The 23894-nt window shown below is 70.2% G+C and carries 22 protein-coding genes; 5 read left to right on the top strand and 17 right to left on the bottom strand.

Annotated elements, in window-relative coordinates:
* Both AB5J50_RS09715 and AB5J50_RS09720 read left to right on the top strand, forming a co-directional pair.
* Complete coding sequence (locus AB5J50_RS09715) at positions 1-411, top strand: hypothetical protein (protein WP_369256733.1); 411 nt, start codon at positions 1-3, stop codon at positions 409-411.
* Positions 408-1577 carry a caspase family protein gene (locus tag AB5J50_RS09720; RefSeq protein ID WP_327427270.1) on the top strand — a complete coding sequence of 390 codons (1170 nt, stop codon included), beginning with the start codon at positions 408-410 and terminating at the stop codon, positions 1575-1577. Before AB5J50_RS09715 ends, AB5J50_RS09720 begins: the two co-directional genes overlap by 4 nt.
* On the opposite strand, the gene AB5J50_RS09725 is transcribed toward AB5J50_RS09720, so the two are convergent.
* The 16 genes from AB5J50_RS09725 to pgsA all read right to left on the bottom strand — a co-directional run bounded on the left by AB5J50_RS09725 (position 1555) and on the right by pgsA (position 18187).
* Positions 1555-4077 (bottom strand): RelA/SpoT family protein, encoded by a 2523-nt coding sequence (locus AB5J50_RS09725; RefSeq protein ID WP_369256735.1) that lies wholly within the window; start codon positions 4075-4077, stop codon positions 1555-1557. The two genes, AB5J50_RS09720 and AB5J50_RS09725, sit on opposite strands and share 23 nt — an antisense overlap.
* Positions 4078-4306: 229 nt before the next feature.
* Positions 4307-4855 carry an adenine phosphoribosyltransferase gene (locus AB5J50_RS09730; protein ID WP_327427272.1) on the bottom strand — a complete coding sequence of 183 codons (549 nt, stop codon included), beginning with the start codon at positions 4853-4855 and terminating at the stop codon, positions 4307-4309.
* The gene (gene secF / locus AB5J50_RS09735) at positions 4852-5970 is read right to left on the bottom strand and encodes a protein translocase subunit SecF (protein ID WP_369256737.1); all 1119 of its coding nucleotides are present in this window, start codon (positions 5968-5970) and stop codon (positions 4852-4854) included. Before secF ends, AB5J50_RS09730 begins: the two co-directional genes overlap by 4 nt.
* Position 5971: 1 nt before the next feature.
* Positions 5972-7747 (bottom strand): protein translocase subunit SecD, encoded by a 1776-nt coding sequence (gene secD / locus AB5J50_RS09740; protein ID WP_369256739.1) that lies wholly within the window; start codon positions 7745-7747, stop codon positions 5972-5974.
* A gap of 141 nt (positions 7748-7888) precedes the next feature.
* Positions 7889-8404, bottom strand: a complete 516-nt coding sequence (gene yajC / locus AB5J50_RS09745) for a preprotein translocase subunit YajC (protein ID WP_369256741.1) — start codon at positions 8402-8404, stop codon at positions 7889-7891.
* A 231-nt stretch (positions 8405-8635) separates the two neighbouring features.
* Positions 8636-9706 carry a Holliday junction branch migration DNA helicase RuvB gene (gene ruvB, locus AB5J50_RS09750; protein WP_327427276.1) on the bottom strand — a complete coding sequence of 357 codons (1071 nt, stop codon included), beginning with the start codon at positions 9704-9706 and terminating at the stop codon, positions 8636-8638.
* A gap of 86 nt (positions 9707-9792) precedes the next feature.
* A complete protein-coding gene (gene ruvA / locus AB5J50_RS09755; protein ID WP_327427277.1) occupies positions 9793-10404 on the bottom strand; it encodes a Holliday junction branch migration protein RuvA in 612 nt (203 codons plus the stop codon).
* Positions 10401-11063 (bottom strand): crossover junction endodeoxyribonuclease RuvC, encoded by a 663-nt coding sequence (ruvC, locus tag AB5J50_RS09760; RefSeq protein WP_369256743.1) that lies wholly within the window; start codon positions 11061-11063, stop codon positions 10401-10403. Before ruvC ends, ruvA begins: the two co-directional genes overlap by 4 nt.
* A 153-nt stretch (positions 11064-11216) precedes the next feature.
* Positions 11217-11969, bottom strand: a complete 753-nt coding sequence (locus tag AB5J50_RS09765; RefSeq protein WP_327427278.1) for a YebC/PmpR family DNA-binding transcriptional regulator — start codon at positions 11967-11969, stop codon at positions 11217-11219.
* A gap of 48 nt (positions 11970-12017) precedes the next feature.
* Positions 12018-12623: a pyridoxal 5'-phosphate synthase glutaminase subunit PdxT gene (pdxT, locus tag AB5J50_RS09770; protein WP_327427280.1), complete on the bottom strand. Its 606-nt coding sequence runs from the start codon at positions 12621-12623 to the stop codon at positions 12018-12020.
* A gap of 12 nt (positions 12624-12635) precedes the next feature.
* Entirely contained in the window at positions 12636-13559 is a 924-nt protein-coding gene (gene pdxS / locus AB5J50_RS09775; RefSeq protein WP_327427281.1) for a pyridoxal 5'-phosphate synthase lyase subunit PdxS, read from the bottom strand.
* A gap of 253 nt (positions 13560-13812) precedes the next feature.
* The gene (locus tag AB5J50_RS09780; RefSeq protein WP_369256746.1) at positions 13813-14358 is read right to left on the bottom strand and encodes a hypothetical protein; all 546 of its coding nucleotides are present in this window, start codon (positions 14356-14358) and stop codon (positions 13813-13815) included.
* A 25-nt stretch (positions 14359-14383) separates the two neighbouring features.
* Positions 14384-15319, bottom strand: coding sequence for a formylglycine-generating enzyme family protein (locus tag AB5J50_RS09785; protein ID WP_369256748.1), 936 nt, complete (start codon positions 15317-15319; stop codon positions 14384-14386).
* A 2-nt stretch (positions 15320-15321) separates the two neighbouring features.
* Positions 15322-16482, bottom strand: coding sequence for a glycosyltransferase family 4 protein (locus AB5J50_RS09790; RefSeq protein ID WP_369256750.1), 1161 nt, complete (start codon positions 16480-16482; stop codon positions 15322-15324).
* On the bottom strand, positions 16479-17468 hold the full coding sequence (locus tag AB5J50_RS09795; RefSeq protein ID WP_369256751.1) for a phosphatidylinositol mannoside acyltransferase: 990 nt from the start codon (positions 17466-17468) through the stop codon (positions 16479-16481). The genes AB5J50_RS09790 and AB5J50_RS09795 overlap by 4 nt, the downstream gene beginning before the upstream one ends.
* Entirely contained in the window at positions 17465-18187 is a 723-nt protein-coding gene (gene pgsA / locus AB5J50_RS09800) for a phosphatidylinositol phosphate synthase (protein WP_327434920.1), read from the bottom strand. Before pgsA ends, AB5J50_RS09795 begins: the two co-directional genes overlap by 4 nt.
* A 218-nt stretch (positions 18188-18405) precedes the next feature.
* Between pgsA and AB5J50_RS09805 the strand changes: the two genes are divergently transcribed.
* On the top strand, positions 18406-20601 hold the full coding sequence (locus AB5J50_RS09805; RefSeq protein ID WP_369265351.1) for an elongation factor G-like protein EF-G2: 2196 nt from the start codon (positions 18406-18408) through the stop codon (positions 20599-20601).
* A 168-nt stretch (positions 20602-20769) separates the two neighbouring features.
* The gene (locus AB5J50_RS09810; protein WP_369256753.1) at positions 20770-22425 is read left to right on the top strand and encodes a hypothetical protein; all 1656 of its coding nucleotides are present in this window, start codon (positions 20770-20772) and stop codon (positions 22423-22425) included.
* 178 nt (positions 22426-22603) lie between these two features.
* Here AB5J50_RS09810 and AB5J50_RS09815 read toward each other — a convergent pair whose 3' ends face one another.
* Positions 22604-23152, bottom strand: a complete 549-nt coding sequence (locus AB5J50_RS09815; RefSeq protein ID WP_369256755.1) for an HIT domain-containing protein — start codon at positions 23150-23152, stop codon at positions 22604-22606.
* 79 nt (positions 23153-23231) lie between these two features.
* Here AB5J50_RS09815 and AB5J50_RS09820 point away from each other — a divergent pair, with 79 nt between their 5' ends.
* Positions 23232-23888 carry a potassium channel family protein gene (locus AB5J50_RS09820; RefSeq protein WP_369256757.1) on the top strand — a complete coding sequence of 219 codons (657 nt, stop codon included), beginning with the start codon at positions 23232-23234 and terminating at the stop codon, positions 23886-23888.
* Positions 23889-23894: the final 6 nt, after the last annotated feature.

The following is a 23894-nucleotide window of genomic DNA, read 5'->3' on the forward strand; positions in this document are numbered from 1 at the left end:
ATGGCCCTTCAGCTGGAGATCGCTGCCCTGGGCAGCGACGCGGAGAACGACCTGCGCTCGCTGACCCGCTGGATAGCCGAGGACGAGACGCTCATGAGCGCCTGCTCGGGCACCCTGCACTCCTCCGGCCCGCCGCGCTCCGACCACATGGGCCTGGGGTTCGACATCCTTCAGCTGGCGCTCGCCTCCGGCTTCAGCGCGGGCAGTCTCGCCGTCTCGATCGCGGCCTGGCTGGATGCGCGCAGGGGCAGCCCCCGGCTGCGTCTGAGGCGGGGCTCGATCATCGTCGAGCTGTCCGCGGAGACCTCTGACGACACTCTCGCCGCCGTCTGGCGACTTCTGGGCGAGGAGGGGGCAGAGCAGGATCACGCCGACCGGAGCGGTGCCGACCGGAGCGGTGATGCCCCGTGAACGGTGACCTGCCCGACCCGTCCGCCTCCCGGGTCGTGCTCATCGGAGGCAGCGAGTACCGGAGCCTGGTGCCCCTTCCCCCCGTCTCCTCGAACCTGCAGAGTCTGTGCACGACGCTCCAGGACCCGACCATCTGCGGTATTCCGGAGGCGAACTGCACCGTCGTCAAGGATCCCCAGCTGCCGTCCGAGTTCCTCGACCCGGTGGCGAACGCGGCGGCCACCGCACGGGACACCCTGCTGGTCTACTACAGCGGCCACGGCCTGCGGGACACCGACGACCCCGACCTGTACATGGCGCTGCGCGACTCCCAGGAGGGCCGGGGGTACACGGCGGTCGCGTACAACCATCTCCGTTCCGTGGTCCGCATGTCTCGGGCGCGGCGCAGGATCGTCATCCTCGACTGCTGCTTCAGCGGCCGGGCGGCACGTGCGATGAGTGCCGACGTACAGAACCTGGCGGCGCAGGCGAAGGTCGAGGGTACTTACGTCCTCGCGGCCTCGCCCGGTGACCGGCCCGCGCTCGCGCCCGAGGGGGAGGTGTACACGACCTTCACCGGAGAGCTGCTCGACCTGCTGCGCGGCGGCATCCCCGACGGTCCCGAGCTGATCGATCTCGAGACCATCTACCGCACGCTGGAGGACCGGCTGCGTGCCAAGAACAAGCCGCTGCCGCAGCGCACCTTCGAGAACCAGGCCGGTCTGCTGCCGATCGCCCGGAACAGGGCGTGTGCCCCGGCCAGAGGCGTCGGGGGTCCGGTCCTCGATCTCCAGGTGACTTCGGCGATCACCACCACCGGTCTCCGGCTCGCCCGCAGGCTGCGTGCTGTCGGCCGGACGCGCGACGCCCTGCCCGTGCTCCGGCTGATCCTGGGACAGCCCGGCACGACGGAAGGCGGCGACGACATCCTCGTACGCCTTGAGCTGGCGGACATCCTCACCGAACTCGATCACGGACGGGAGGCGATCGAGGTTCTGGAGACCGCCTTCGTCGCCGTCCACAACCGCGCGGGCCCCGAAGTACTGACGGTGTGCCGACGGCTCGCCGCACTCCTCCGTGAGATGGGCAGCCACGCGGAGGCCTGCGACGTGCTCGAACACGCGCTGAAGCTCAGTTTCCCGGCCGAAGCGCCGCTTGCTCCGCCTACCGCTGGCGGGCTGACGTAACCCGGTACACGTCGTACACGCCTTCCACTCCCCTGACCGCCTTCAGTACGTGCCCCAGGTGCTTGGGGTCGCCCATCTCGAAGGTGAAGCGGGAGGTGGCGACGCGGTCACGGGAGGTCTGGACGGCGGCGGACAGGATGTTGACGTGCTGGTCGGACAGGACCCGGGTGACGTCCGAGAGGAGCCGGGAGCGGTCCAGGGCCTCGACCTGGATGGCGACCAGGAAGACCGAGGACTGGGTGGGCGCCCATTCGACCTCGAGGATGCGCTCGGGCTCGCGGGACAGCGAGTCCACGTTGACGCAGTCGCTTCGGTGAACCGATACGCCGCTGCCACGGGTGACGAAGCCGATGATCGGGTCGCCGGGGACGGGCGTACAACAGCGGGCCAGCTTGACCCACACGTCCTCGACGCCCTTGACGACCACACCGGGGTCCTGGTTGCTGCGCCGCTTGCGGCCACGGGTGCGGGACGGCGGAACCGCCTCGTCGATCTCCTCGGTGGCCGCCTCCTCCCCGCCGAGCGCCTGCACGAGCTTCTGTACGACGCTCTGCGCGGCGACATGGCCCTCGCCGATCGCCGCGTACAGGGACGAGATGTCGGGGTAGCGCATCTCGTGCGCGAGGGTGACCAGGGAGTCGCCGGTGAGGATGCGCTGGATCGGCAGGTTCTGTTTGCGCATCGCGCGGGCGATGGCGTCCTTGCCCTGCTCGATCGCCTCGTCGCGGCGCTCCTTGGAGAACCAGGCGCGGATCTTGTTGCGGGCGCGCGGGGACTTCACGAAGCCCAGCCAGTCGCGGGAGGGGCCCGCGCCGGCCGCCTTGGAGGTGAAGACCTCCACCAAGTCGCCGTTGTCCAGGGTGGATTCGAGCGGGACGAGGCGTCCGTTGACCCGGGCGCCTATCGTGCGGTGGCCGACCTCCGTGTGGACCGCGTACGCGAAGTCCACCGGCGTCGCGCCCGCCGGGAGCGCTATGACGTCGCCCTTGGGCGTGAAGACGAAGACCTCGTTGCGGGACAGGTCGAAGCGCAGGGACTCCAGGAACTCGCTGGGGTCCTCGGTCTCCTTCTGCCAGTCGAGCAACTGGCGCAGCCACGCCATGTCGTTGACGGCGTCCTTGTCCTTGCCCGCGCTTCTCGGGGCGTCCGTACGCACCTTGGAGGCGCCGGCGGAGGGCTCCTGCTTGTACTTCCAGTGCGCGGCGATGCCGTACTCGGCGCGGCGGTGCATGTCGAACGTACGGATCTGGAGTTCGACGGGCTTGCCGTTGGGGCCGATGACCGTCGTGTGCAGCGACTGGTACATGTTGAACTTGGGCATCGCGATGTAGTCCTTGAACCGGCCGGGGACCGGGTTCCATCGCGCGTGCACGGTGCCGAGGGCCGCGTAGCAGTCTCGTACGGTGTCCACGAGGACACGGATGCCCACCAGGTCGTAGATCTCCGCGAAGTCACGCCCGCGGACGATCATCTTCTGGTAGACGGAGTAGTAGTGCTTCGGGCGGCCGGTGACGGTCGCCTTGATGCGGGCGGCGCGCAGGTCGGACTGGACCTCGTCGGTCACTATGGCGAGGTACTCGTCGCGCTTGGGGGCGCGCTCGGCGACCAGGCGCACGATCTCGTCGTACATCTTGGGGTAGAGGATCGCGAAGGCGAGGTCCTCCAGCTCCCACTTGATGGTGTTCATGCCCAGGCGGTGGGCGAGCGGCGCGTAGATCTCGAGGGTCTCGCGCGCCTTCTTCTCCTGCTTCTCGCGCTTGAGGTAGCGCATGGTGCGCATGTTGTGCAGGCGGTCGGCGAGCTTGATGACCAGGACGCGCGGGTCCTTGGCCATGGCGACGACCATCTTGCGCACGGTCTCGGCCTGCGCGGCCTCGCCGAACTTGACCTTGTCGAGCTTGGTGACGCCGTCGACGAGGAGGGCGACCTGATCGCCGAAGTCCTTGCGGAGGGTGTCGAGGCCGTACTCGGTGTCCTCGACGGTGTCGTGCAGCAGGCCCGCCATCAGCGTGGCCGGGTCCATGCCCAGCTCGGCCAGGATGGTGGTCACGGCGAGCGGGTGGGTGATGTACGGGTCGCCGCTCTTGCGCTTCTGGCCGCGGTGCCAGCGCTCGGCGACCTGGTAGGCCTTCTCGACCTGGCGGAGCGTGGCGGTCTCGATCTTGGGGTCGTTGCTGCGCACTATCCGCAGCAGCGGTTCCAGGACCGGGTTGTACGGGTTGGAGCGCTGCACGCCGAGACGGGCGAGCCGGGCGCGGACGCGGTTGGAGGAGCCGCCGCCGGTGCGGGCGGGCTGGCCTGCCGCGGGGCGGATCGCCGGGGTGCTCGCGGGACGCTCGGCGGGGGCCGGCTTGGGGCGTGGCTGCTCGGCCGCCTTGTCGTCCGGCGCGGACTGGGCGTGCTCGACCGGCCCGCTCGTGGCGTTCTTGGCGGGCTTGTCCGCGGGGGCCGAGGCGGGCTCGGGCTTGGCGGTGGCGAGTGGCTGGGCCTCGTCTGGCAAGAGGGCTCCTCGTGCGCGTTCCGGGTCCCCCGGTCAGGCTCCGGAGACCCCATGGTAGCGATCCTGGGCGTCGGACTCGCTTTCGGCCGTTGGGACGGCCTCTTACAGAAGGAACGCGAGAGGCGGGCGCCGGATTCCTCCGGGCCCGCCTCCGCGGTGTCCTACGGGTGTCTCAGGGCTTTCCGTGGCCTTGCCCGGGACTTTCCCCGGGGTGCCTCGGCGCCGGTCCTCAGACCTGGAGGAGCGCCTCCAAGGGGGCGCCCGCCAGGGCCGGCTCCAGTCGGCCGCGGCCGCCCAGGAAGCCGAGCTCCATCAGCACGGCGACGCCCGCGACCTCGGCGCCCGCCCGGCGGATGAGCTGGAGCGAGGCCTCGGCGGTGCCGCCGGTGGCGAGGACGTCGTCGACGACCAGGATGCGGTCACCCGCGACCAGGTCCTCGGCGTGCACCTCGATCTCGGCGGAGCCGTACTCCAGGTCGTAGGCCTGCGACAGGGTCGCTCCGGGGAGCTTGCCCGCCTTGCGTACGGGGATGAAGCCGAGCCCGGCGCGGACGGCGACCGGGGCGCCGAGGATGAAGCCGCGGGCCTCCAGGCCGACGATCTTCGTCGCCTCGTTGCGCACCGCGATGTCCGCCAGTGCGTCGGTGAGCGCCGTGAAAGCACCCGGGTCCGCCAGGAGCGGGGTGATGTCCTTGAACATCACGCCCGGCTCCGGGTAGTCGGCCACATCGCGGATTCGGCTGAGGAGCAGCGTCGAGATGTCTGCGAGCTCGGTCATCGGCGCTTCCCCGAGGGTCGGCCGCGGCCCCGGGCGCGGGACGCGGGCTGGTTGCGCGGGCCGACGACCGCCGGGGTGGCGTCCTCCGGCTCGTCGTCGTCCAGCGGCCCGTCGGAGACCTGGGGCTCCAGGGACTCGCCCTTGGCGGCGGCCTGGGCCCGCTTGGCGAGGACGCGCTTGCGCAGCGCCTTCATCTGCGGCTCGCGCTCCTTGAGGTCGGCGACGAGCGGCGTGGCGATGAAGATCGAGGAGTACGCACCGGCCGCGAGGCCGACGAACAGCGACAGGGAGATGTCGTTGAGCATGCCCGCGCCGAGCACGCCGCCACCGATGAACAGCAGGCCCGCGACCGGCAGCAGCGCGACCACCGTGGTGTTGATGGAGCGGACCAGGGTGCCGTTGATCGAGCGGTCGGCGACGTCGCTGTAGGTCCAGCGGGTCTGCTTGGTGATGTCCTTGGTCTGCTCCTTGAGGCTGTCGAAGACGACGACCGTGTCGTAGAGCGAATAACCGAGGATCGTCAGCAGACCGATCACGGTGCCCGGGGTGACCTCGAAGCCGACCAGGGCGTAGATGCCGACCGTGATGGTGATGTCGTGGATCAGGGCGACCAGCGCCGCCGCGGCCATGCGCCACTCGAAGGCGATGGCCAGGTAGATCACGACGAGGACCATGAAGATCGCCAGGCCCTCCCAGGCCTTGTTGGCGATCTGGTCACCCCAGCTGGGGCCGACCAGGTCGGCGTTGATCGTCTCCGGGTCGACCTTCAGGTCCTTGGCCAGCTCGGTCTTGATCTGGTCGGACTTGTCGGTGTCGATGCCGGCGATCTGGATGCGCAGAGTGCCGTTGCCGAGCTTCTGGACGACCGCGTCGTGGCCGGAGGAGCCTTCCGCGTACGTCTCCGCCTGCGCCACCGAGACACTGGACTTGCCGGTGGTGAAGACGGCGCCGCCCTGGAACTCGATGCCCATGTTCAGGCCCCGCACCGTCAGGCCGAGGATGGCCGTGATGGTGATCAGGATCGAGATGCCGTACCAGATCTTGCGCTTGCCGACGAAGTCGTAGCCGATCTCACCGCGGTGGAGCCGGGCGCCGAGGGTGCCGAGTTTCGACATCTCACGCCTCCTTCGTGTCGACGGGGGCGGACGCGCGACGGGTGCGGCGCAGCGGCGGCTTGGCGCCCAGTCGCTTCGGGTCGAGGCCGGACCAGCTGTGACCGCTCGCGAAGAACTTCTTGCGGGCGAGGATCGTCATCAGCGGCTTGGTGAAGAAGAACACGACGACCACGTCGAGCACGGTGGTCAGGCCGAGCGTGAACGCGAAGCCCTGGACCTTGCCGACGGTGACGATGAAGAGCACCGCGGCGGCGAGGAACGACACGAAGTCGGAGACCAGGATGGTGCGCCGGGCGCGCGGCCAGGCGCGCTCGACGGCGGGCCGCAGCGTGCGGCCCTCGCGGATCTCGTCCCGGATGCGTTCGAAGAACACGATGAACGAGTCCGCCGTGATACCGATCGCGACGATGGCGCCACAGACGGCCGGCAGGTTCAGCGCGAACCCGATGGCCGGGCCGAGCAGGGCCATGAGCACGTACGTGAGGGCGGCGGAGACCAGCAGGGAGGCGATGGCGATGACCGACAGGCCCCGGTAGTAGACCACCAGGTAGATGATGACCAGGCCCAGGCCGATCGCGCCGGCGATCAGACCGGCGTGCAGCTGCTCACCACCGAGGGCGGCGGTCACCGTGGTGACGCTCGCCTCCTTGAAGGTGAGCGGCAGGGCGCCGTACTTCAGCATGTTCGCCAGGTCCTGCGCCTCGGTCTGCGTGAAGCTGCCGGTGATCTCGACACTGCCGCTGAGCGACTGGGTGACGGACGGGGCGGAGACGACTTCACCGTCGAGGACGATGCCGAACTGGTTCTGCGGAGTGGTGTTCTTCGCGAGCTGGCCCGTGATGGTGGCGAACTTCTTGGACCCGCTGGACGTGAAGTCCATCGTGACCTTCCAGCCGGCACCGCTCGTGGTGTCGAGGACGGCCGCGGCCTTCTTGATGTCGGTACCCGAGACGGCGGCGGGGCCGAGCACGTACTTGTACCAGACGCCGTCGTTCTCACCGCAGGCCACGGTCGGGTCGGTGGGCTTGGCGCCGTCACCGGCCTTGGCGCGGGCCGCCTTGTCGGTGCAGTCGAGCGCGGCGTACTCGGCCTGGAGCTTGGCGGTCGCGGCGTCGACGCTGGCGCTCGCGGACGGCGAGGCGCTGGCGGAGGCCGAGGAAGTCGCCGAGGCCGAGCTGCTCGCGGACGGCGTGGAGTCGGCCTTCAGGGCGTCGGTGACCGCACGGCCCTGGGAGGTGGCGGTGGCCGAGGGGGTCGCGGAGCTCGACGAGGTGGCCTTGTCCGTGGCCTTCGTGGAGGCACTGCTGGACGGGCTGCTGGAGGCGCTGCCGGACGCGCTCGGCGACGGGCTGGCCGACGCGGCGGAGCCGGAGGCCTCGGTGGCCAGGACCGGACGGAAGTAGAGCTTGGCGGTGGTGCCGACCTGCTTCCGGGCCTGCTCGGAGTTCGTGCCCTTGGGGATGTTGACGATGATGTTCTTGTCGCCCTGGGTCTGCACCTCCGCCTCGGACACGCCGAGACCGTTGACACGGCGGTTCATGATGTCGACCGCGGTGTTCATGTTGGTCTTGTTGATCGCGTTGGGCTGGCCCGGCTCGTTCTTCGCCTCAAGCGTGATGCTCGTGCCGCCGGCGAGGTCGATGCCGAGACGCGGGGTGGGGTGCCCGGAGACGAACATCCCCCCGGTGAGCGCCGCGATGGCGATCAGGATGAGGGCCAGCGAGCGCCCCGGCCTGCTCTGGGCGCTCGCGCTCCGGCCCTTCTTCGGTGCTGCCACCTTCTCGTACTCCCTCTCGGGCCGCCTTGCGCCGGGTCAGCGCGCGGGCGGCCATGACATGGTGTCGGGACTCCGTGCGAGAACAGCACGTCCCGGAAAGCGCGGGGCGCGAGCGGGTCGCGCCGCGCTCCCGGGGCGTGACTACTTCGCGTCGGGCTCGCCGTCGTCGGTCTTCTTCGGCTCTGCTTCGCCGGCCTCGTCGGCCTTCGCCTCGGCGGGCTCGTCGGCCGGCTCGTCCGCCGCGTCCTTCTTGCCGAGGTCGATGGGCTTGTCGTCGGAGGCGTCGGAAGAGGCGTCGGCGGCGGGCTCGTCGGTCTCGGTGAGGGAGGAGGCGTCGTCGGGGACGACGGCGGCGTCGGTCTTCAGGTCGTGCTCGATGCCGTGGACGATGCGGTTGTACTCGTCGTCGGACAGGACGGCGCCGATCGAGTTCTTGGCGAAGACGAGGTCGACGCCCGGTGCCGCGTCAAGGAGGACCGTCTCTTCGTTGACCTCCTTCACCGTCGCGTACATGCCCCCGATCGTGCGGACGCCGGTGCCGGGCTGCATTTCATTACGCATCTGCGCGGCCTGCGACTGCTTGCGCTTGGCCGAGCGGGTCATCAGGAACATGGCCCCGATGAGCACGATGAACGGGAGGAGGGTCACGAGACTCACGGGTCGGAACTTCCTTCTTCGACCGCAGATGGTGAGCGGCCTGCTGGATGGGGGTATGTATGCCGCCGACAAGCGCGGCATCGGCGGAGTCTAAGCGAGTCCGCACTCATGGAACAACGCTCAGCATGGCACCGGGGTTCCTGACCCGCACGTACCCTCGCCCACTCTCGGCTTCTCCCCCAGTGCCTCAAGGGCCTGGGAGGTGCTCCCAGAGCGGGGGGACCCCCGTCGTCACGCCCCGAACAGGTCCTGTTGTCCGTTTCCACCAGTCGGCCTGCCGGGCGGGGTGAGGCCCAGATGCGCCCATGCCGCCGGTGTGGCCACCCGTCCACGGGGAGTACGAGCGAGCAGTCCCTCCCGTACGAGGAAGGGCTCGGCGACCTCCTCGACGGTCTCGCGCTCCTCCCCCACGGCGACGGCGAGCGTGGACAGGCCGACCGGGCCGCCGCCGAAGAGCTTGAGCAGGGCTTCGAGGACACCGCGGTCGAGGCGGTCGAGGCCCCGGGCGTCGACCTCGTAGACCTTCAGCGCGGCTGCCGCGATGTCGCGGGTGATGATGCCGTCGGCCTTGACCTGGGCGTAGTCGCGTACGCGGCGCAGCAGGCGGTTGGCGATACGGGGCGTGCCGCGGGAGCGCCCCGCGATCTCTGCGGCGCCTTCGGAGCCGATTTCGACGTCGAGCAGGTTGGCCGAGCGGTGGATGACGCGCTCCAGCTCGGCGGGCTCGTAGAACTCCATGTGCGCGGTGAAGCCGAAGCGGTCGCGCAGCGGGGGCGGCAGCAGTCCCGCGCGTGTCGTGGCGCCGACCAGGGTGAACGGCGGCAGTTCGAGGGGGATGGCGGTGGCGCCGGGGCCCTTGCCGACGATGACGTCGACGCGGAAGTCCTCCATCGCCATGTAGAGCATCTCCTCGGCGGGCCGGGACATGCGGTGGATCTCGTCGAGGAACAGCACCTCGCCCTCCTGGAGGGAGGAGAGGATCGCGGCGAGGTCCCCGGCGTGCTGGATGGCGGGGCCGCTGGTGATGCGGATCGGGGCGCCCATCTCGGCCGCGATGATCATCGAGAGGGTGGTCTTGCCGAGTCCGGGAGCACCCGAGAGAAGCACATGGTCGGCGGTGGCGCCACGCGCGCGTGCGGCACGCAGGACGAGGTCGAGCTGCTCGCGGACCTTCTCCTGGCCGATGAACTCGTCCAGGTCCTTGGGACGCAGAGCGGCCTCGACGGCCTGGTCCTCACGGTCGGCGACAGAGCCCACCAGCCGCTCCGCGGCGGCCTCGTCGGTCGTGTCGTCCCAGTTCATTGCGTGTGCCTCGCGGTGTGGTGGTCGGGCGGCCGGTGGTTCGGCTGCGGGCGCGGTTCAGCGGCCCGGAGGAGAGGGCCAGTGGTTCAGCGGGCGCGGTTCAGGGTCTGCAGGGCGGCCTTCAGCAGCTGGCCCACCTGGGGTGTGCCCTCGGCGGCCTCGGCCTGCGGGGCGACCGCGGAGACCGCCTCCTCGGCCTCGCGGGTGGCATACCCGAGGCCGATGAGCGCGGCGTGCAGCTGGTCGCGCCACCCGGTGGTGACCGCGCTTCCGATGGCCGGGCCGCCGGTGCCGAGGGGTGCGCCGAGACGGTCCTTGAGCTCCAGGAGGAGCTTCTGGGCGCCTCTCTTGCCGATGCCGGGGACGGCGGTGAGCGCCTTCTCGTCACCCGTGGAGATCGCGCGGCGCAGGCCGTCGGGCGTGTGCGTGGCGAGCATGGCCTGGGCGAGGCGCGGGCCGACACCGCTCGCGGTCTGCAGTAGCTCGAAGGTCTGCCGCTCGTCGTCGTCCGCGAAGCCGTAGAGGGTCAGCGAGTCCTCGCGTACGACGAGGGAGGTGGCGAGCTTGGTCTGCTGTCCCATACGCAGCCCGGAGAGGGTGTTCGGCGAGCACTGGACGGCGATACCGATACCGCCGACCTCGACGACCGCGGAGTCGGGGGCGAGGGCGGCGACCGGGCCGCTGACGAAGGCGATCATGCGGTACGGCCTTTCGAAGCGTGGTGCGAGGCGTTATTCGATGCGGGCGGGGCGGCGGCCTGCGGGAGCCCGGTCCGCGCGGCTGCCTGCTGGAGTCTGTTCTCGGCGGCGGCCTGCTGGAACCGGTTCTGAGCAGCGGCCTGCTGAAGGCGGTTCTGGGCGGCTGCCTGCTGGAGCCGGTTCTGGGCGGGGGCGCGCCAGATGTGGCAGATGGCGAGGGCGAGGGCGTCGGCGGCGTCGGCGGGCTTGGGGGGCGCGTCGAGGCGGAGCAGGCGGGTGACCATCGCGCCGACCTGGGCCTTGTCCGCGCGTCCGTTGCCGGTGACGGCGGCCTTGACCTCGCTCGGGGTGTGCAGGGCGACAGGGATGCCGCGGCGGGCAGCGCAGAGCATGGCGACGGCGCTGGCCTGGGCCGTGCCCATCACCGTACGGACGTTGTGCTGGCTGAACACCCGCTCCACGGCGACGAATTCGGGCGCGTACTCGTCGAGCCACTGCTCGATGCCCTGCTCGATGGCGACGAGGCGCAGGCCCAACTCGGCGTCCACGGGCGTGCGTACGACACCGACGCCGCGCATGGTCAGGGGCCGGCCCGCGACACCTTCGACCACCCCGACGCCGCACCGGGTCAGCCCGGGGTCGACACCCAGTACCCGCACCCTGCCCCCTCCTTCGATCTCTCCCCCGGCTACCGCTGGGAGGTGCCCCCAGTTTGTGCAGGCTATCGGGTGCCACTGACAACAGCCGACAAAGCGACGGGCCGACGGGGTGTGTCCCGTCGGCCCGTTGAGCACGTTCAGCTCGCGGCAGCGCTACGCGTCGACCTTCTCCATGACCTCGTCGCTGACGTCGAAGTTGGCGAAGACGTTCTGCACGTCGTCGCTGTCCTCCAGGGCGTCGATCAGCTTGAAGATCTTCCGGGCACCCTCTTCGTCCAGCTCGACCTGCATGGTCGGGACGAAGTTGGCGTCGGCGGAGTCGTAGTCGATTCCGGCCTCCTGGAGCGCGGTGCGCACCCCGACCAGGTCGGTGGCCTCGGAGATGACCTCGAAGGACTCACCGAGGTCGTTGACCTCCTCGGCACCCGCGTCGAGCACGGCACCCAGGACGTCGTCCTCGGCCAGCTCGCCCTTGGGGACGATCACGACGCCCTTGCGGTTGAACAGGTACGAGACGGAGCCCGGGTCGGCCATGTTGCCGCCGTTGCGGGTCATGGCGACGCGCACGTCCGAGGCGGCGCGGTTGCGGTTGTCGGTGAGGCACTCGATGAGCACCGCGACACCGTTCGGACCGTAACCCTCGTACATGATCGTCTCGTAGTCGGCGCCACCGGCCTCGAGACCGGCGCCACGCTTGACCGCGGAGTCGATGTTCTTGTTCGGGACCGAGCTCTTCTTGGCCTTCTGGATGGCGTCGAACAGCGTCGGGTTGCCGGCCGGGTCAGCGCCACCCGTCCGCGCCGCGACCTCGATGTTCTTGATCATCTTCGCGAAGAGCTTGCCGCGCTTGGCGTCGATCACGGCCTTCTTGTGCTTCGTCGTAGCCCATTTAGAGTGGCCGGACATCTGCCTGTCTCCTTCGCGTAACCCAACTCTTTACGAACCCCAGAGATCCTACAAGGACTCTGGAGTCCGGTTCGCGCGCACCATGTCGACGAACAGGGCGTGCACGCGGTGGTCGCCGGTCAGTTCCGGGTGGAACGACGTGGCGAGCGCGTTGCCCTGGCGGACCGCGACGATGTGGCCGTCGTGCTCGGCGAGCACCTCGGTCTCGGCGCCGACGGACTCGACCCAGGGGGCGCGGATGAAGACGCCCTCTACAGGATCGCCCGCGATGCCCCGGACGTCGACAGCCGCTTCGAACGACTCGTTCTGCCGTCCGAAGGCGTTGCGGCGCACGATCATGTCGATACCGCCGATCGTCTCCTGGCCCGAGCGCGGGTCGAGGATCTTGTCGGCGAGCATGATCAGGCCGGCGCAGGTGCCGTAGACGGGCATTCCGGCCCGCACGCGCGCGCGGAGGGGTTCCATCACTCCGAAGAGGACGGCCAGCTTGGAGATGGTGGTGGACTCACCGCCGGGGATGACCAGGCCATCCACCTCGGCGAGCTCCTCGGGGCGCCGCACCGGCCTGGCCACGGCGTCAGCCGCGGCCAGGGCGATGAGATGCTCCCGTACGTCGCCCTGGAGGGCCAGGACGCCTATGACGGGGGTGTTCATGAGTGGTGTGCCTTACCAGCCGCGGTTGGCGTAGCGCTCGGCCTCGGGGAGGGTGTCGCAGTTGATGCCGACCATGGCCTCGCCCAGGTTGCGGGACGCGTCCGCGATGATCTTGGGGTCGTCGTAGAAGGTGGTCGCCTTCACGATGGCGGCGGCGCGCTTGGCCGGGTCGCCGGACTTGAAGATGCCGGAGCCGACGAAGACGCCCTCGGCGCCGAGCTGGCGCATCAGCGCGGCGTCGGCCGGGGTGGCGACGCCACCGGCGGAGAACAGCACGACCGGCAGCTTGCCGAGCTCGGCGACCTCCTTGACGATCTCGTACGGGGCGCGGAGCTCCTTGGCGGCGGCGTACAGCTCGTTGTTGTCGAAGCCGCGCAGCTTGGCGATCTCGTTCTTGATCTGGCGCAGGTGGCGGACGGCCTCGACGACGTTGCCGGTGCCGGCCTCGCCCTTGGAGCGGATCATGGCCGCGCCCTCGGCGATGCGGCGCAGGGCCTCACCGAGGTTGGTGGCGCCGCAGACGAAGGGGGTCGTGAACGCCCACTTGTCGGAGTGGTTGACCTCGTCGGCGGGGGTGAGGACCTCGGACTCGTCGATGTAGTCGACGCCGAGGGACTGGAGGACCTGGGCCTCGACGAAGTGGCCGATACGCGACTTGGCCATGACCGGGATCGAGACCGCGTCGATGATCTCCTCGATCATGGTCGGGTCCGACATGCGGGCCACGCCGCCGTCCTTGCGGATGTCGGCGGGGACCCGCTCCAGGGCCATGACGGCCACGGCGCCGGCGTCCTCGGCGATCTTCGCCTGCTCGGCGTTGACCACGTCCATGATCACGCCGCCCTTGAGCTGCTCGGCCATGCCGCGCTTTACGCGGGCGGTGCCGATCGCGGTGTTTTCAGCGGGCTGGGCGGAGTTGGAGAGCGTGCTGGACACGGGTTGACCTCACTCGGTGAAAGAGGATTTCTGCTTGACCGAGGAAACGCGAGGGGACCAGTCCACTACAAGGGCCAATGGGGAGCCGGTGGATTTTTTTCGCCCTCGCCGCCCCTACCCGTCCCGTCCCTGGGGGCTGCGCCCCCAGACCCCCGCTAAAAGATTGCGCAGTTCCCCGCGCCCCTGAAGGGGCGCGGGGAACTGCGCGAACGGCCCACCCACCCGCAGCCGACACACAACCGAAAATCGCAGGTCAGCTGGTGGGGCGGTCTGCCAGGGCTACCGGGGGCTCGTCGTCCATTTCGAAGGCCATGGGGAACGGGGCGTGGCCGGCGAGGCGGAACCAGCGGACCTTGCGGTGGCGGCGGAGCGCACGCGCGGCGCGCACGGAGTCATTGTGGAAGCGCCGAGCCATCGGCACCCGCCGCACCGCCTGCGCCAGCTCACTCGCCGCTGCCTCCCCGCCCGGAACAGCCCGCACCGCCTCCACCTGCTGCACCTCCCCGAACACGGCCCTGAGCGCCTGGCTCAACTCGCTCTCGGCCACCTCCCGCTGCTCCTCCTCGGCCTGCCGGGCCGCGTGCGCGGCCTCGTACAGCACGATCGAGGCGGCCGGATCGAGAACGCCCGACGTGGCCAACTCCTGTGCCACGGAGGCACGGCGCAGCAACTGCGCGTCGAGGGCGGCGCGGGCGGCGTCGATGCGGGCATGCAGCCGGTCCAGCCGCCCGGCGGTCCAGCTCAGGTAGAGGCCGATCACGACGAGGCCGACGAGGATCCAGATGAGGGTTGCGGTCACGGGCGGCAAGGCTACCGGGGTGCGGTCAGCGCTCTTCGAGGTCCCACGCGCAACGGAAACCGCCGTGCCCGGTCGAGGAGTCGGGCGTGTTCTTGGAGCGGGCGGCGACCCGGTAGCGGTTGCAGTACGAAGCGTGGCAGAGGTAGGAGCCGCCCCGGATGACGCGCTGGTCCGCGTCCTGTTCGGAGAAGAGGTCCGCGCACCACTCCCACACGTTGCCCGACGTGTTGTGCAGCCCGAAGCCGTTGGGCTCGTACGCGTCGACGGGCACGGTCCCGGTCGCGCCGCCCGGACGCCCGCTGACCCGGGGGAACTCCCCCTGCCAGGTGTTCATCCGCTCCCGGCCGCCCGGCGCGAACTCGTCGCCCCAGGGATAGCGGCACCCTTCGAGGCCGCCGCGGGCCGCGTACTCCCACTCGTCCTCGGTGGGCAGCCGGGCGCCCGCCCAGGAGCAGTACGCGAGCGCGTCGTGGTACGAAACATGCACGACGGGGTGGTCCGAGCGGCCTTCGAGATCCGAGCCGGGTCCCTCGGGCGCACTCCAGGAGGCGCCCTCGACGCCCAGCCACCAGGGTGCCGCGGCGACGGCCCCCAGCACGGCGTCCCGCGCACCGGGGTGCAGCAGCAGGTGGAACACGAACGAGCTGCCGTACCGCTCCGCCTCCGTCCGGTACCCGGTCTCCCGCACGAAGTCGGCGAACCGGGCGTTGGAGACGGCGGTCGCGTCGATCCGGAACGGTGCCACGGTCACCGTACGGACGGGTCCCTCGGCGTCGTCCGGATACCCCTCGTCGAAGGCGTCGCCCCTGCGGAACTCGCCGCCCGGCAAAGTGAGGGCCGCGGCATCGTGCGCGCGACGCTCGCCCCTCCGTGGGCCGGGTGCAGCGAGTTGGAAAAGTGAACTGGCCTCCCCGCGCGCGGGTGCGCAGCACGACGCTCCCCCACCCGAGGTGTCCGGCATGTTCAGTCCCGGGCCAGCCCGAACCGCGCCCGCAGCCCGGTCCGTTCGTCGGCGGCGACCGCCGCCGCTCCGTCCGTCACCGTCTCGTACACGGACAGGATGTCCGCGCCGACCGTCGACCAGTCGAAGCGCCGCACATGGGCACTCCCCCGCTCGCGCAGTTCGGCCCGGCGCGCCGGATCGCCCAGGAGTCGCAGCGCGGCGGCGGCCAGCGCGTCCGCGTCCTCGTTGGCGAACAGCTCGCCCGCCGCGCCCTGGTCGAGCACCTGGGCGAACGCGTCGAGGTCGGAAGCAAGCACGGGCGCTCCCGCCGACATCGCCTCCACGAGGATTATCCCGAAGCTCTCGCCGCCGGTGTTGGGCGCCACGTACACGTCGACGCTGCGCAGGAAGCGGGCCTTGTCCTCGTCGCTGATCATGCCGAGGAACTCGACGCGCGAGCGCATCTCGGCGGGCAGCGACTCGACCGCCTCCTCCTCGTCACCGCGCCCGGCGACCAGCAGCCGGGTCCCCGGGCGCTCGGCGAGGATCTCGGGGAGTGCCTTCATGAGCACCGGCAGGCCCTTGCGGGGCTCGTCGATGCGGCCGATGAAGCCGAGGGTGTCGCCCTGCCACTCGGACTTGGGCTTGGCCCGGGCGAAGAAGTCGACGTCGACACCGTTCGGGATGACGACGGCGTCGCCGCCCAGGTGCTCGACGAGGGTGCGGCGCGCGTACTCGCTCACCGCGATCCGCGCGCTGATCTTCTCCAGGGCCGCCTGGAGGATCGAGTACGCGGCGACCATCGCGCGGGAGCGCGGGTTCGAGGTGTGGAAGGTGGCCACGATGGGGCCCTGCGCGGCCCAGCAGGCCAGCAGTCCGAGCGACGGCGAGGCCGGCTCATGGATGTGGATCACGTCGAAGGTGCCGTCGTGCAGCCAGCGCCGCACCCGGGCCGCCGAGAGGAAGCCGAAGTTCAGGCGCGCCACGGAGCCGTTGTACGGCACCGGGACGGCGCGGCCGGCCGAGACGACGTACGGCGGCAGGGGTGTCTCGTCGTCCGCGGGGGCGAGGACGGAGACCTCGTGCCCGAGTCGGATGAGGTGTTCGGCCAGGTCGCGGATGTGGAACTGGACGCCGCCCGGCACGTCCCAGGAGTACGGGCAGACGATGCCGATCCTCACGGGGTCCCCTTCTCGGGATCCTTCTCGGTGTTTCCGGTGCTCCCGGTGCTCCCGGTGCTCCCGGTGCTCCCGGTGCTCCCGGGATCCTTCTCTGGGTCGAGGTCCTTCAGCCACAAGCGCTGCAGCATGTGCCAGTCCTCCGGATGGTCGGCGATCCCCGTGGCGAAGGCGTCGGCCAGCGCCTGTGTCATGACAGACGTCTTGTCGGCCCGGGTACCTGTCTCGGGGACCTCGACGGGGGGATGCAGGCGGCCCTTCATCACGGGCGAGTCGTCGTACCAGAGTGTCACCGGAAGCAGGATGGCTCCCGTCTGCTGGGCCAGCAGAGCCGGACCCGCGGGCATCCGGGTCGCCTCCCCGAAGAACTTCACCTCGACGCCGGACGCGGACAGATCGCGCTCGGCGACCAGGCAGATCAGTCCGCCGTCGCGCAGCCGCCGGGCCAGTGTGCCGAAGGCGGTGCCGCCGCTGTGCGGCAGGACCTCCATGCCGAGGCCCTCGCGGTAGGCGACGAAACGGTCGTACAGCGATTCGGGCTTGAGCCGCTCGGCGACCGTCGTGAACGGGGTCTCCAGCTTCGTGGTGACCCAGGCGCCCGCGAGATCCCAGTTGCCCATGTGCGGGAGGGCCAGGATCACGCCCCTGTCGGAGGCGAGCGCGTCGGTGAGGTAGTGCACGTCCTTCGGGTCGAAGCCCGTCTTCACGCGCTCCGCGCTCCAGGCGGGGAGCCGGAAGGACTCCATCCAGTAGCGCAGATATGAGCGCATTCCCGCCTTGGAGAGCTCGGCGAGCCGCTCCGGAGTCGCGTCGGGCAGCACGCGCGCGTAGTTGCTCTCCAGCCGCTGGACGCCCTTGCCGCGCTTCTTCCAGGCGAGGTCGGCGATCGTCCGGCCCAGCCGCACGGCGACCGGCTCGGGGAGCTTCTTGACGGTGCTCCAGCCGAGCGCGTACGCCCCGTCCACCAGTCTGTCCTGGAGGCTGGTCACGGCGTGGCCCCACTGTTCTGGGCCGCCGCGGCGGCGTCCGCCTCCGCGGACTCCCTGCGGACCGTGACGACGCGCTGGATGAGCGTGACGAGGCTGCCGACGGCGACGATCCACAGCGCGATGGGCAGCAGCACCTGGATGCCGGGCACACCGAACGTGTGCAGGCCCGCCAGGCCGGCCGCGACCAGCGAGATCACCAGGCGCTCGGCGCGCTCGACCAGGCCATTGACTGCGACCGGAAGGCCGATGGATTCACCGCGGGCCTTGGTGTACGAGACCACCTGGCCGCTGGCCAGGCAGAAGATCGAGACCGCGCAGAGGACGTTGTTGTCGCCGTTGCCCGCGTACCAGAGCGCGAAGCCGCCGAAGATCGCGCCGTCGGCGACCCGGTCGAGCGTCGAATCCAGGAACGCGCCCCAACGGCTGGAGCGGCCGAGCTGGCGCGCCATATTGCCGTCGACCAGGTCCGAGAACACGAAGAGCGTGATGACGATCGTGCCCCAGAAGAACTCCCCCCGGGGGTAGAAGACCAGCGCGCCCGCCATGACTCCGGCCGTGCCCAGGAGGGTGACCGTGTCGGGGCTTACCCCCCGGCGGATGAGAAACGCGGCGAACGGTGTGAGGACACGCGTGAAGAATGCACGCGCGTACTTGTTCAGCATGGCCTTCCCGAGGGTCGGTGTGGCCGCGCGGCCCCTGCTGGCCACCGGCTGGCCCATCGTAGCCACGCGCGCGCTTGTGCGACGGTCGGGCACCCGCACCCCCGTGTCACGAGGGGATGCCGCCGGTGTCGGGGCGCGATCGCGTCCGCCGTATGGACGCACCGTGACGCGAGTGCAAAGCTCGAAGACACCGCGGGCGTCATCGGAGCCGCACCGCACGCGGATCCGTCATGTCCGCGCCCACAGTGACCTCACCGTGCACGGGAGGCAAGGCCATGGGCGACAAGGCGAACGCACACCCCGGAGCCGCCGGCAGGGCTACAGCGGCCGACCACCCCGCGTCCGTACGGAATGTGGTGCTGGTCGGCCACAGCGGATCGGGCAAGACGACATTGGTGGAAGCTCTCGCGCTGACAGCGGGAGCGGTGAACCGGGCGGGCCGCGTGGAGGACGGCGGCACCGTCTCCGACTACGACGAGATCGAGCACCGCCAGCAGCGGTCGGTGCAGCTCTCCCTGGTACCCGTCGACTGGGACGGATACAAGATCAACATTCTGGACACCCCCGGATACGCCGACTTCGTCGGGGAACTGCGGGCCGGTCTGCGAGCGGCGGACGCGGCCCTTTTCGTCGTCTCGGCCTCGGACGGCGTGGACGGCTCGACCCGGATGGTGTGGGAGGAGTGCGCGGCCGTCGGCATGCCGCGGGCCATCGTGATCACCCACCTCGAGTCCGCCCGGGCCAACTTCGAGGAGATGACACGGACCTGCGCGGAGGCCTTCGGCGCGGACGACCCCGACGCCGTACTGCCGCTGTATCTGCCGCTGCGCGGCGAGGAGGGTCCCGATGGACACGCGCCCGTGACGGGCCTGACCGGGCTGCTGTCCCAGCGGCTGTTCGACTACTCCTCCGGGGAGCGCAAGGAGGCGGAGCCGGGGCCCGACCAGCTGCCGCTCATCGAGGAGGCCCGCAACCGGCTGATCGAGGGGATCATCGCCGAGAGCGAGGACGAGACCCTCATGGACCGCTACATCGACGGGGAGGAGATCGACCTCAAGACGCTCGTGGACGACCTGGAGAGGGCCGTGGCACGCGGGACCTTCTTCCCGGTACTGGCCGCCGCCCCGGCCGCCGAGGGGGCCCGTCAGGGGCTGGGCACGGTCGAGCTCCTGGAGCTCGTCACAGGTGGCTTCCCGACCCCGCTGGAGCGCGAGGCGCCCACGGTGACCACACCGGACGGCGCGGCGCGCGAGGTGAAGGTGTGCGACCCGAACGGGCCGCTGGTCGCGGAGGTCGTGAAGACGGCCAGCGACCCCTACGTGGGCCGGGTCTCGCTCGTCCGCGTCTTCTCCGGCACCCTGCGCCCCGACGAGACGGTGCACGTCTCGGGACACGGGCTGACCGACCGCGGCCACGAGGACCATGACGTGGACGAGCGCATCGGCGCTCTGTCCGCGCCGTTCGGCAAGCAGCAGCGCGCCCTCACGCACTGCATCGCGGGCGACCTGGCGTGCGTGGCGAAACTGAACCGCGCCGAGACCGGCGACACCCTCTCGGCCAAGGACGACCCGCTGCTCATGGAGCCGTGGCAGATGCCCGACCCGCTGCTGCCGCTCGCCATCCAGGCGCACAGCAAGGCCGACGAGGACAAGCTCTCGCAGGGCCTCGGCCGGCTGGTCGCCGAGGACCCCACCATGCGCCTGGAGCAGAACCAGAACACCCACCAGGTCGTCCTGTGGTGCCTGGGCGAGGCCCACGCGGACGTCGCCCTGGAGCGGCTGCGCAACCGCTACGGCGTCCAGGTCGACGTGATCCCGTACAAGGTCTCCCTACGGGAGACGTTCGCGGGCAAGTCCGCCGGGCGCGGCCGCCATGTGAAGCAGTCGGGCGGGCACGGCCAGTACGCGATCTGCGAGATCGAGGTCGAACCGCTGCCGAACGGCTCGGGCATCGAGTTCGTGGACAAGGTCGTCGGCGGCGCCGTGCCACGGCAGTTCATCCCGTCCGTCGAGAAGGGGGTGCGCACCCAGGCCGCCAAGGGCGTGGCCGCGGGCTATCCCCTCATCGACGTACGGATCACGCTGCTCGACGGCAAGGCGCACTCGGTGGACTCCTCCGACGCCGCGTTCCAGACGGCGGGCGCGCTCGCCCTGCGCGAGGCGGCCGCCGACGCCAGGATCCATCTGCTGGAGCCGGTGGCCGAGGTGACGGTCCTGGTCGGCGACGACTATGTGGGCGCCGTGATGAGCGACTTGTCCGGGCGGCGCGGCCGGGTCGTCGGCACCGAGCAGGCGGGCTCCGGGCGCACGCTCGTACGGGCCGAGGTCCCGGAGATCGAGATCGGACGGTACGCCGTCGATCTGCGCTCCCTCTCGCACGGCACCGCCCGCTTCAACCGCAGTTACGCGCGGCACGAGCCGATGCCGCCTCAGATCGCGGAGAGGATCCGAGAACAGACGCAGGACGCCTAGCAGTTCAGCGCACCCCCGGTCGGCGGGCGGCTTCGGCCGTCCGCCGACGAATGTCGGTCGCGGCCGATACTCTGAGAACTGATCAAGACGATGACCTGATCAACAGGTGTGCGGAGCAGGGAAGTCGGGAAAGCCGCAGGTGCGGGTGTGGCGGCAAGGGGGGCGGAAGTGGCGTTCGACGGTTTCGATTTCACTCCCGGGGCGCAGGTGCCGCTCTCGGGTTCCGCGGGCCAGACGGCGGCGACTTTCGCGCTCGCCTCGGCGGCGTACCGGGACAACGGCGTCGAGGAGATCCTCAAGGCCGACAACGACTGGCACAAGTCCACCGTCAAGGCCGGAAAGATCAAGCTGTTCGCGCCGAACCTGGGCGAGGCCTTCGCGCGGGCCGTGCAGGACCGCATGCTGGGCGCCGGACGCAAGCCGCTCATCCAGTCCTTCGGCACCGAGCCGCAGGTCGTCGTGGAGCACTGCCTCGCGGCAAACCGCATCCGCAGGGAGCGGGACAACTGGCTGTCGGCCGTGATGGTGCTGTGCGGGCTGCTCTTCCTGCCCGGCCTCGTGGTCTGGCTGCTGGTCTTCCAGATCCGCACGCAGATCGCCAAGCGCGAGGACAAGCGCGCCTCCGCCCTGGCGACCACCCTTCTCGTCGCCGTCGGCGCCCTCGCCGTGCTCTTCCTCATCCGCATGCCGTTCACGGGCTTCTGGGCCTGGTACGCGCGCGCGTCGGTCGTCCTCCCGGTCGTCGGCTGGCTCTGGGCCAAGCAGATCTGCGAGCGCACGGCCAAGGACCTGCGCGACCGCTGGGACAGCCTCCTGTCCGGCGGCGGCATCGGCCCCAAGATCCCCGAGGCCGTGCCCGGCAGCCCCGGTGAGACGGCGGCCGAGCGGCTGCGCCAGGCCCTCGCCCGTCTCACCGCCGAGCAGCAGTCCAACTCGGTCTTCTACGCGGGCCCCAAGGGCATACTCGGCATGGGCACCCGCTGGGGCAGCTGGCAGCTCGCCGAGGACCTGGTGGCGCGTGACAAGGGCAAGGAGATCCACCCGTTCCGCAGCTGGGACGTCATACGGTCCATCCACGACCAGCTGCGGATGCTGGAGCGCGGTCCGCTCAACACCGGTGGTTTTCCGGCCCCTTCGATAAAGCACTGGGTCGTCACGCCGATCGGCGAGAACGCGAAGGCGGTGTCCCGGCCGGACGGTACGGACGTGGACGCGTACACGATCAAGACCCACGCGATACAGGACATCTGCAACAAGCAGCAGTTCGGCAGCGGGAACCGGCACTACCTGGGGGTCCAATGGACGCTCTGGGACGGCCAGTTGATCATCACCATGCTGATCACCGTGACCGTGCTGCACGAGACGCTGCGCATCGAGGTGACCGGGCATGCCCTCGGTCCGGTGAACCCGCTCTTCACGACGAAGCCGGAGGCTCCGACGAAGGAGGTCGCGAAAGCGGTCAAGTTCTGGGAGACCCGGAAGGTGAATCTGCCGCTGGTCACCACGGACGAGGTCGTACGGCTCGCCGCGCGGGCGCCCTTCACCTGGTACCCGCCGCTGCTCAACTGGATGGGCGGGACCCTGACGCTGCCCGAGCCCTTCGGGCTGCGGCACGCCTGGGCCGATCAGCCGTGGCGGCACCGGTTCATGGCCGACGACGCGTTGCGGGCTGCTACGCCGGTGCTGCGGGTGGTCCACGCGGCGGCGATCAAGGTCCTGGAGGAGAACGGGGTCGACACCGAGAAGTTCGGCACCCGGTCCGCGTTCCTCAGTACGGCGGTGCAGGATCCTATGCCGCGGAAGGCCGACCTCTACGATGCGTGAGCCTCCGGCGGTTGGGCGGGAGACGGCTCGGTCGTGAGGTGCGGGGCGGTGGAGCTGGGCGCGGGTGGGGCGGTTCGTCGGGTGCGGGTCGGTGGGGGCTGAGCGCGCAGTTCCCCGCGCCCCTAGAGGGGCGCGGGGAACTGCGCGCCCGTCGACCAGGCACCCCCACCTATCCGCACTACGCCGTCGGCCAGGCCTCTGCCAGCATCTTGCGGGTGTCTGCCAGGAGCTGGGGCAGGACCTTGGTGTGGCCGACGACCGGCATGAAGTTGGTGTCGCCGCCCCAGCGGGGGACGATGTGCTGGTGGAGGTGGGCGGCGATGCCGGCGCCGGCGACCGTGCCCTGGTTCATGCCGATGTTGAAGCCGTGGGCGCCGGAGGCGGTGCGCAGGGCGGTCATGGCCTGCTTGGTCAGTTCGCCGAGTTCGGCGGTCTCCGGGTCCGTCAGGTCCGTGTAGTCGGCGACGTGGCGGTAGGGCACGACCATGAGGTGACCGCCGTTGTACGGGTAGAGGTTGAGCACGGCGTACACCTGCTCGCCGCGCCGCACGATCAGCCCGTCCTCGTCCGACTTGGCCGGGATCGAGCAGAAGGGGCAGCCGTCATCGGCCCCCGGTCCGGTGGGCTTGTTCTCGCCCTGGATGTAAGCCATCCGGTGGGGCGTCCACAAGCGCTGGAACGCGTCCTGCGTTCCCACTCCGATCTGCTGCTCCGGCTCACTCGTCATGTGTTGCAGCATATTGCTTCGCCCGTTCGCGGCGTGTCGGCGGGGGCCCTGCAAAAGGGCTTGCGGCCAAGCTGGGGCGATGGATGACGACAGCCCGCAGAGCCGCTGGGAGCGGCGCACCGAAGGCCCGCTCGCCGTGGCGTCGCTGCTGTTTCTCGGCTCGTACGCGGTCCATGTACTGGCCGATGGGCTGCCCCCGAAGTGGAAGGACTTCTGTCTGACGGTGCTGTTCGGCACGTGGGGCCTGTTCGCGGTCGACTACGCGGTGCGCTGGCGGCTGAGCGGGCAGCGGCTTCGTTTCGTACGGACGCACTTGGTGGACACGGCGGTGCTCGTCCTGCCTCTGCTGCGGCCTGTGCGGATCGTCAAGCTGTACGACGCCGTGCTGCGCCGTCGCGGACAACCCAGGCTCAGCCTGCACGCGCGGGTGATCACGTACGCGACCCTGTCGGTGTCACTTCTGGGCTTCTCCGGTTCCCTCGCCGTCTACCAGGTGGAGCACACGGCGCCGGACGCGACGATCCTTACCTTCGGGGACTCGTTGTGGTGGGCCTGCGCCACCTTGTCGACGGTGGGATACGGGGATGTCACTCCCGTGACGCCGAGGGGACGGATCATCGCGGTGGGGCTGATGGCCTGCGGCGTGGCGTTGCTCGGCGCCGTGACCGGCTCGTTCTCGTCCTGGCTGATCCAGGTGTTCTCGAGTGAGAGCGACGAAAGGCCTCCGGGGCGCTGAGCTCCC

The organism is Streptomyces sp. R35 (genome assembly GCF_041053035.1).
GTDB lineage: Bacteria > Actinomycetota > Actinomycetes > Streptomycetales > Streptomycetaceae > Streptomyces > Streptomyces lutosisoli.

What these genes read in the sequence shown, in the direction of transcription:
- AB5J50_RS09715 (WP_369256733.1), top strand. Translation starts at nt 1, where the DNA reads ATGGCCCTTCAGCTGGAGATCGCTGCCCTGGGCAGCGACGCGGAGAAC.
- AB5J50_RS09730 (WP_327427272.1), bottom strand. Translation starts at nt 4,855, where the DNA reads ATGACCGAGCTCGCAGACATCTCGACGCTGCTCCTCAGCCGAATCCGC.
- secF (WP_369256737.1), bottom strand. Translation starts at nt 5,970, where the DNA reads ATGTCGAAACTCGGCACCCTCGGCGCCCGGCTCCACCGCGGTGAGATC.
- ruvB (WP_327427276.1), bottom strand. Translation starts at nt 9,706, where the DNA reads ATGAACTGGGACGACACGACCGACGAGGCCGCCGCGGAGCGGCTGGTG.
- ruvA (WP_327427277.1), bottom strand. Translation starts at nt 10,404, where the DNA reads ATGATCGCCTTCGTCAGCGGCCCGGTCGCCGCCCTCGCCCCCGACTCC.
- AB5J50_RS09765 (WP_327427278.1), bottom strand. Translation starts at nt 11,969, where the DNA reads ATGTCCGGCCACTCTAAATGGGCTACGACGAAGCACAAGAAGGCCGTG.
- pdxT (WP_327427280.1), bottom strand. Translation starts at nt 12,623, where the DNA reads ATGAACACCCCCGTCATAGGCGTCCTGGCCCTCCAGGGCGACGTACGG.
- AB5J50_RS09785 (WP_369256748.1), bottom strand. Translation starts at nt 15,319, where the DNA reads ATGCCGGACACCTCGGGTGGGGGAGCGTCGTGCTGCGCACCCGCGCGC.
- pgsA (WP_327434920.1), bottom strand. Translation starts at nt 18,187, where the DNA reads ATGGGCCAGCCGGTGGCCAGCAGGGGCCGCGCGGCCACACCGACCCTC.
- AB5J50_RS09805 (WP_369265351.1), top strand. Translation starts at nt 18,406, where the DNA reads ATGGGCGACAAGGCGAACGCACACCCCGGAGCCGCCGGCAGGGCTACA.
- AB5J50_RS09815 (WP_369256755.1), bottom strand. Translation starts at nt 23,152, where the DNA reads ATGACGAGTGAGCCGGAGCAGCAGATCGGAGTGGGAACGCAGGACGCG.
- AB5J50_RS09820 (WP_369256757.1), top strand. Translation starts at nt 23,232, where the DNA reads ATGGATGACGACAGCCCGCAGAGCCGCTGGGAGCGGCGCACCGAAGGC.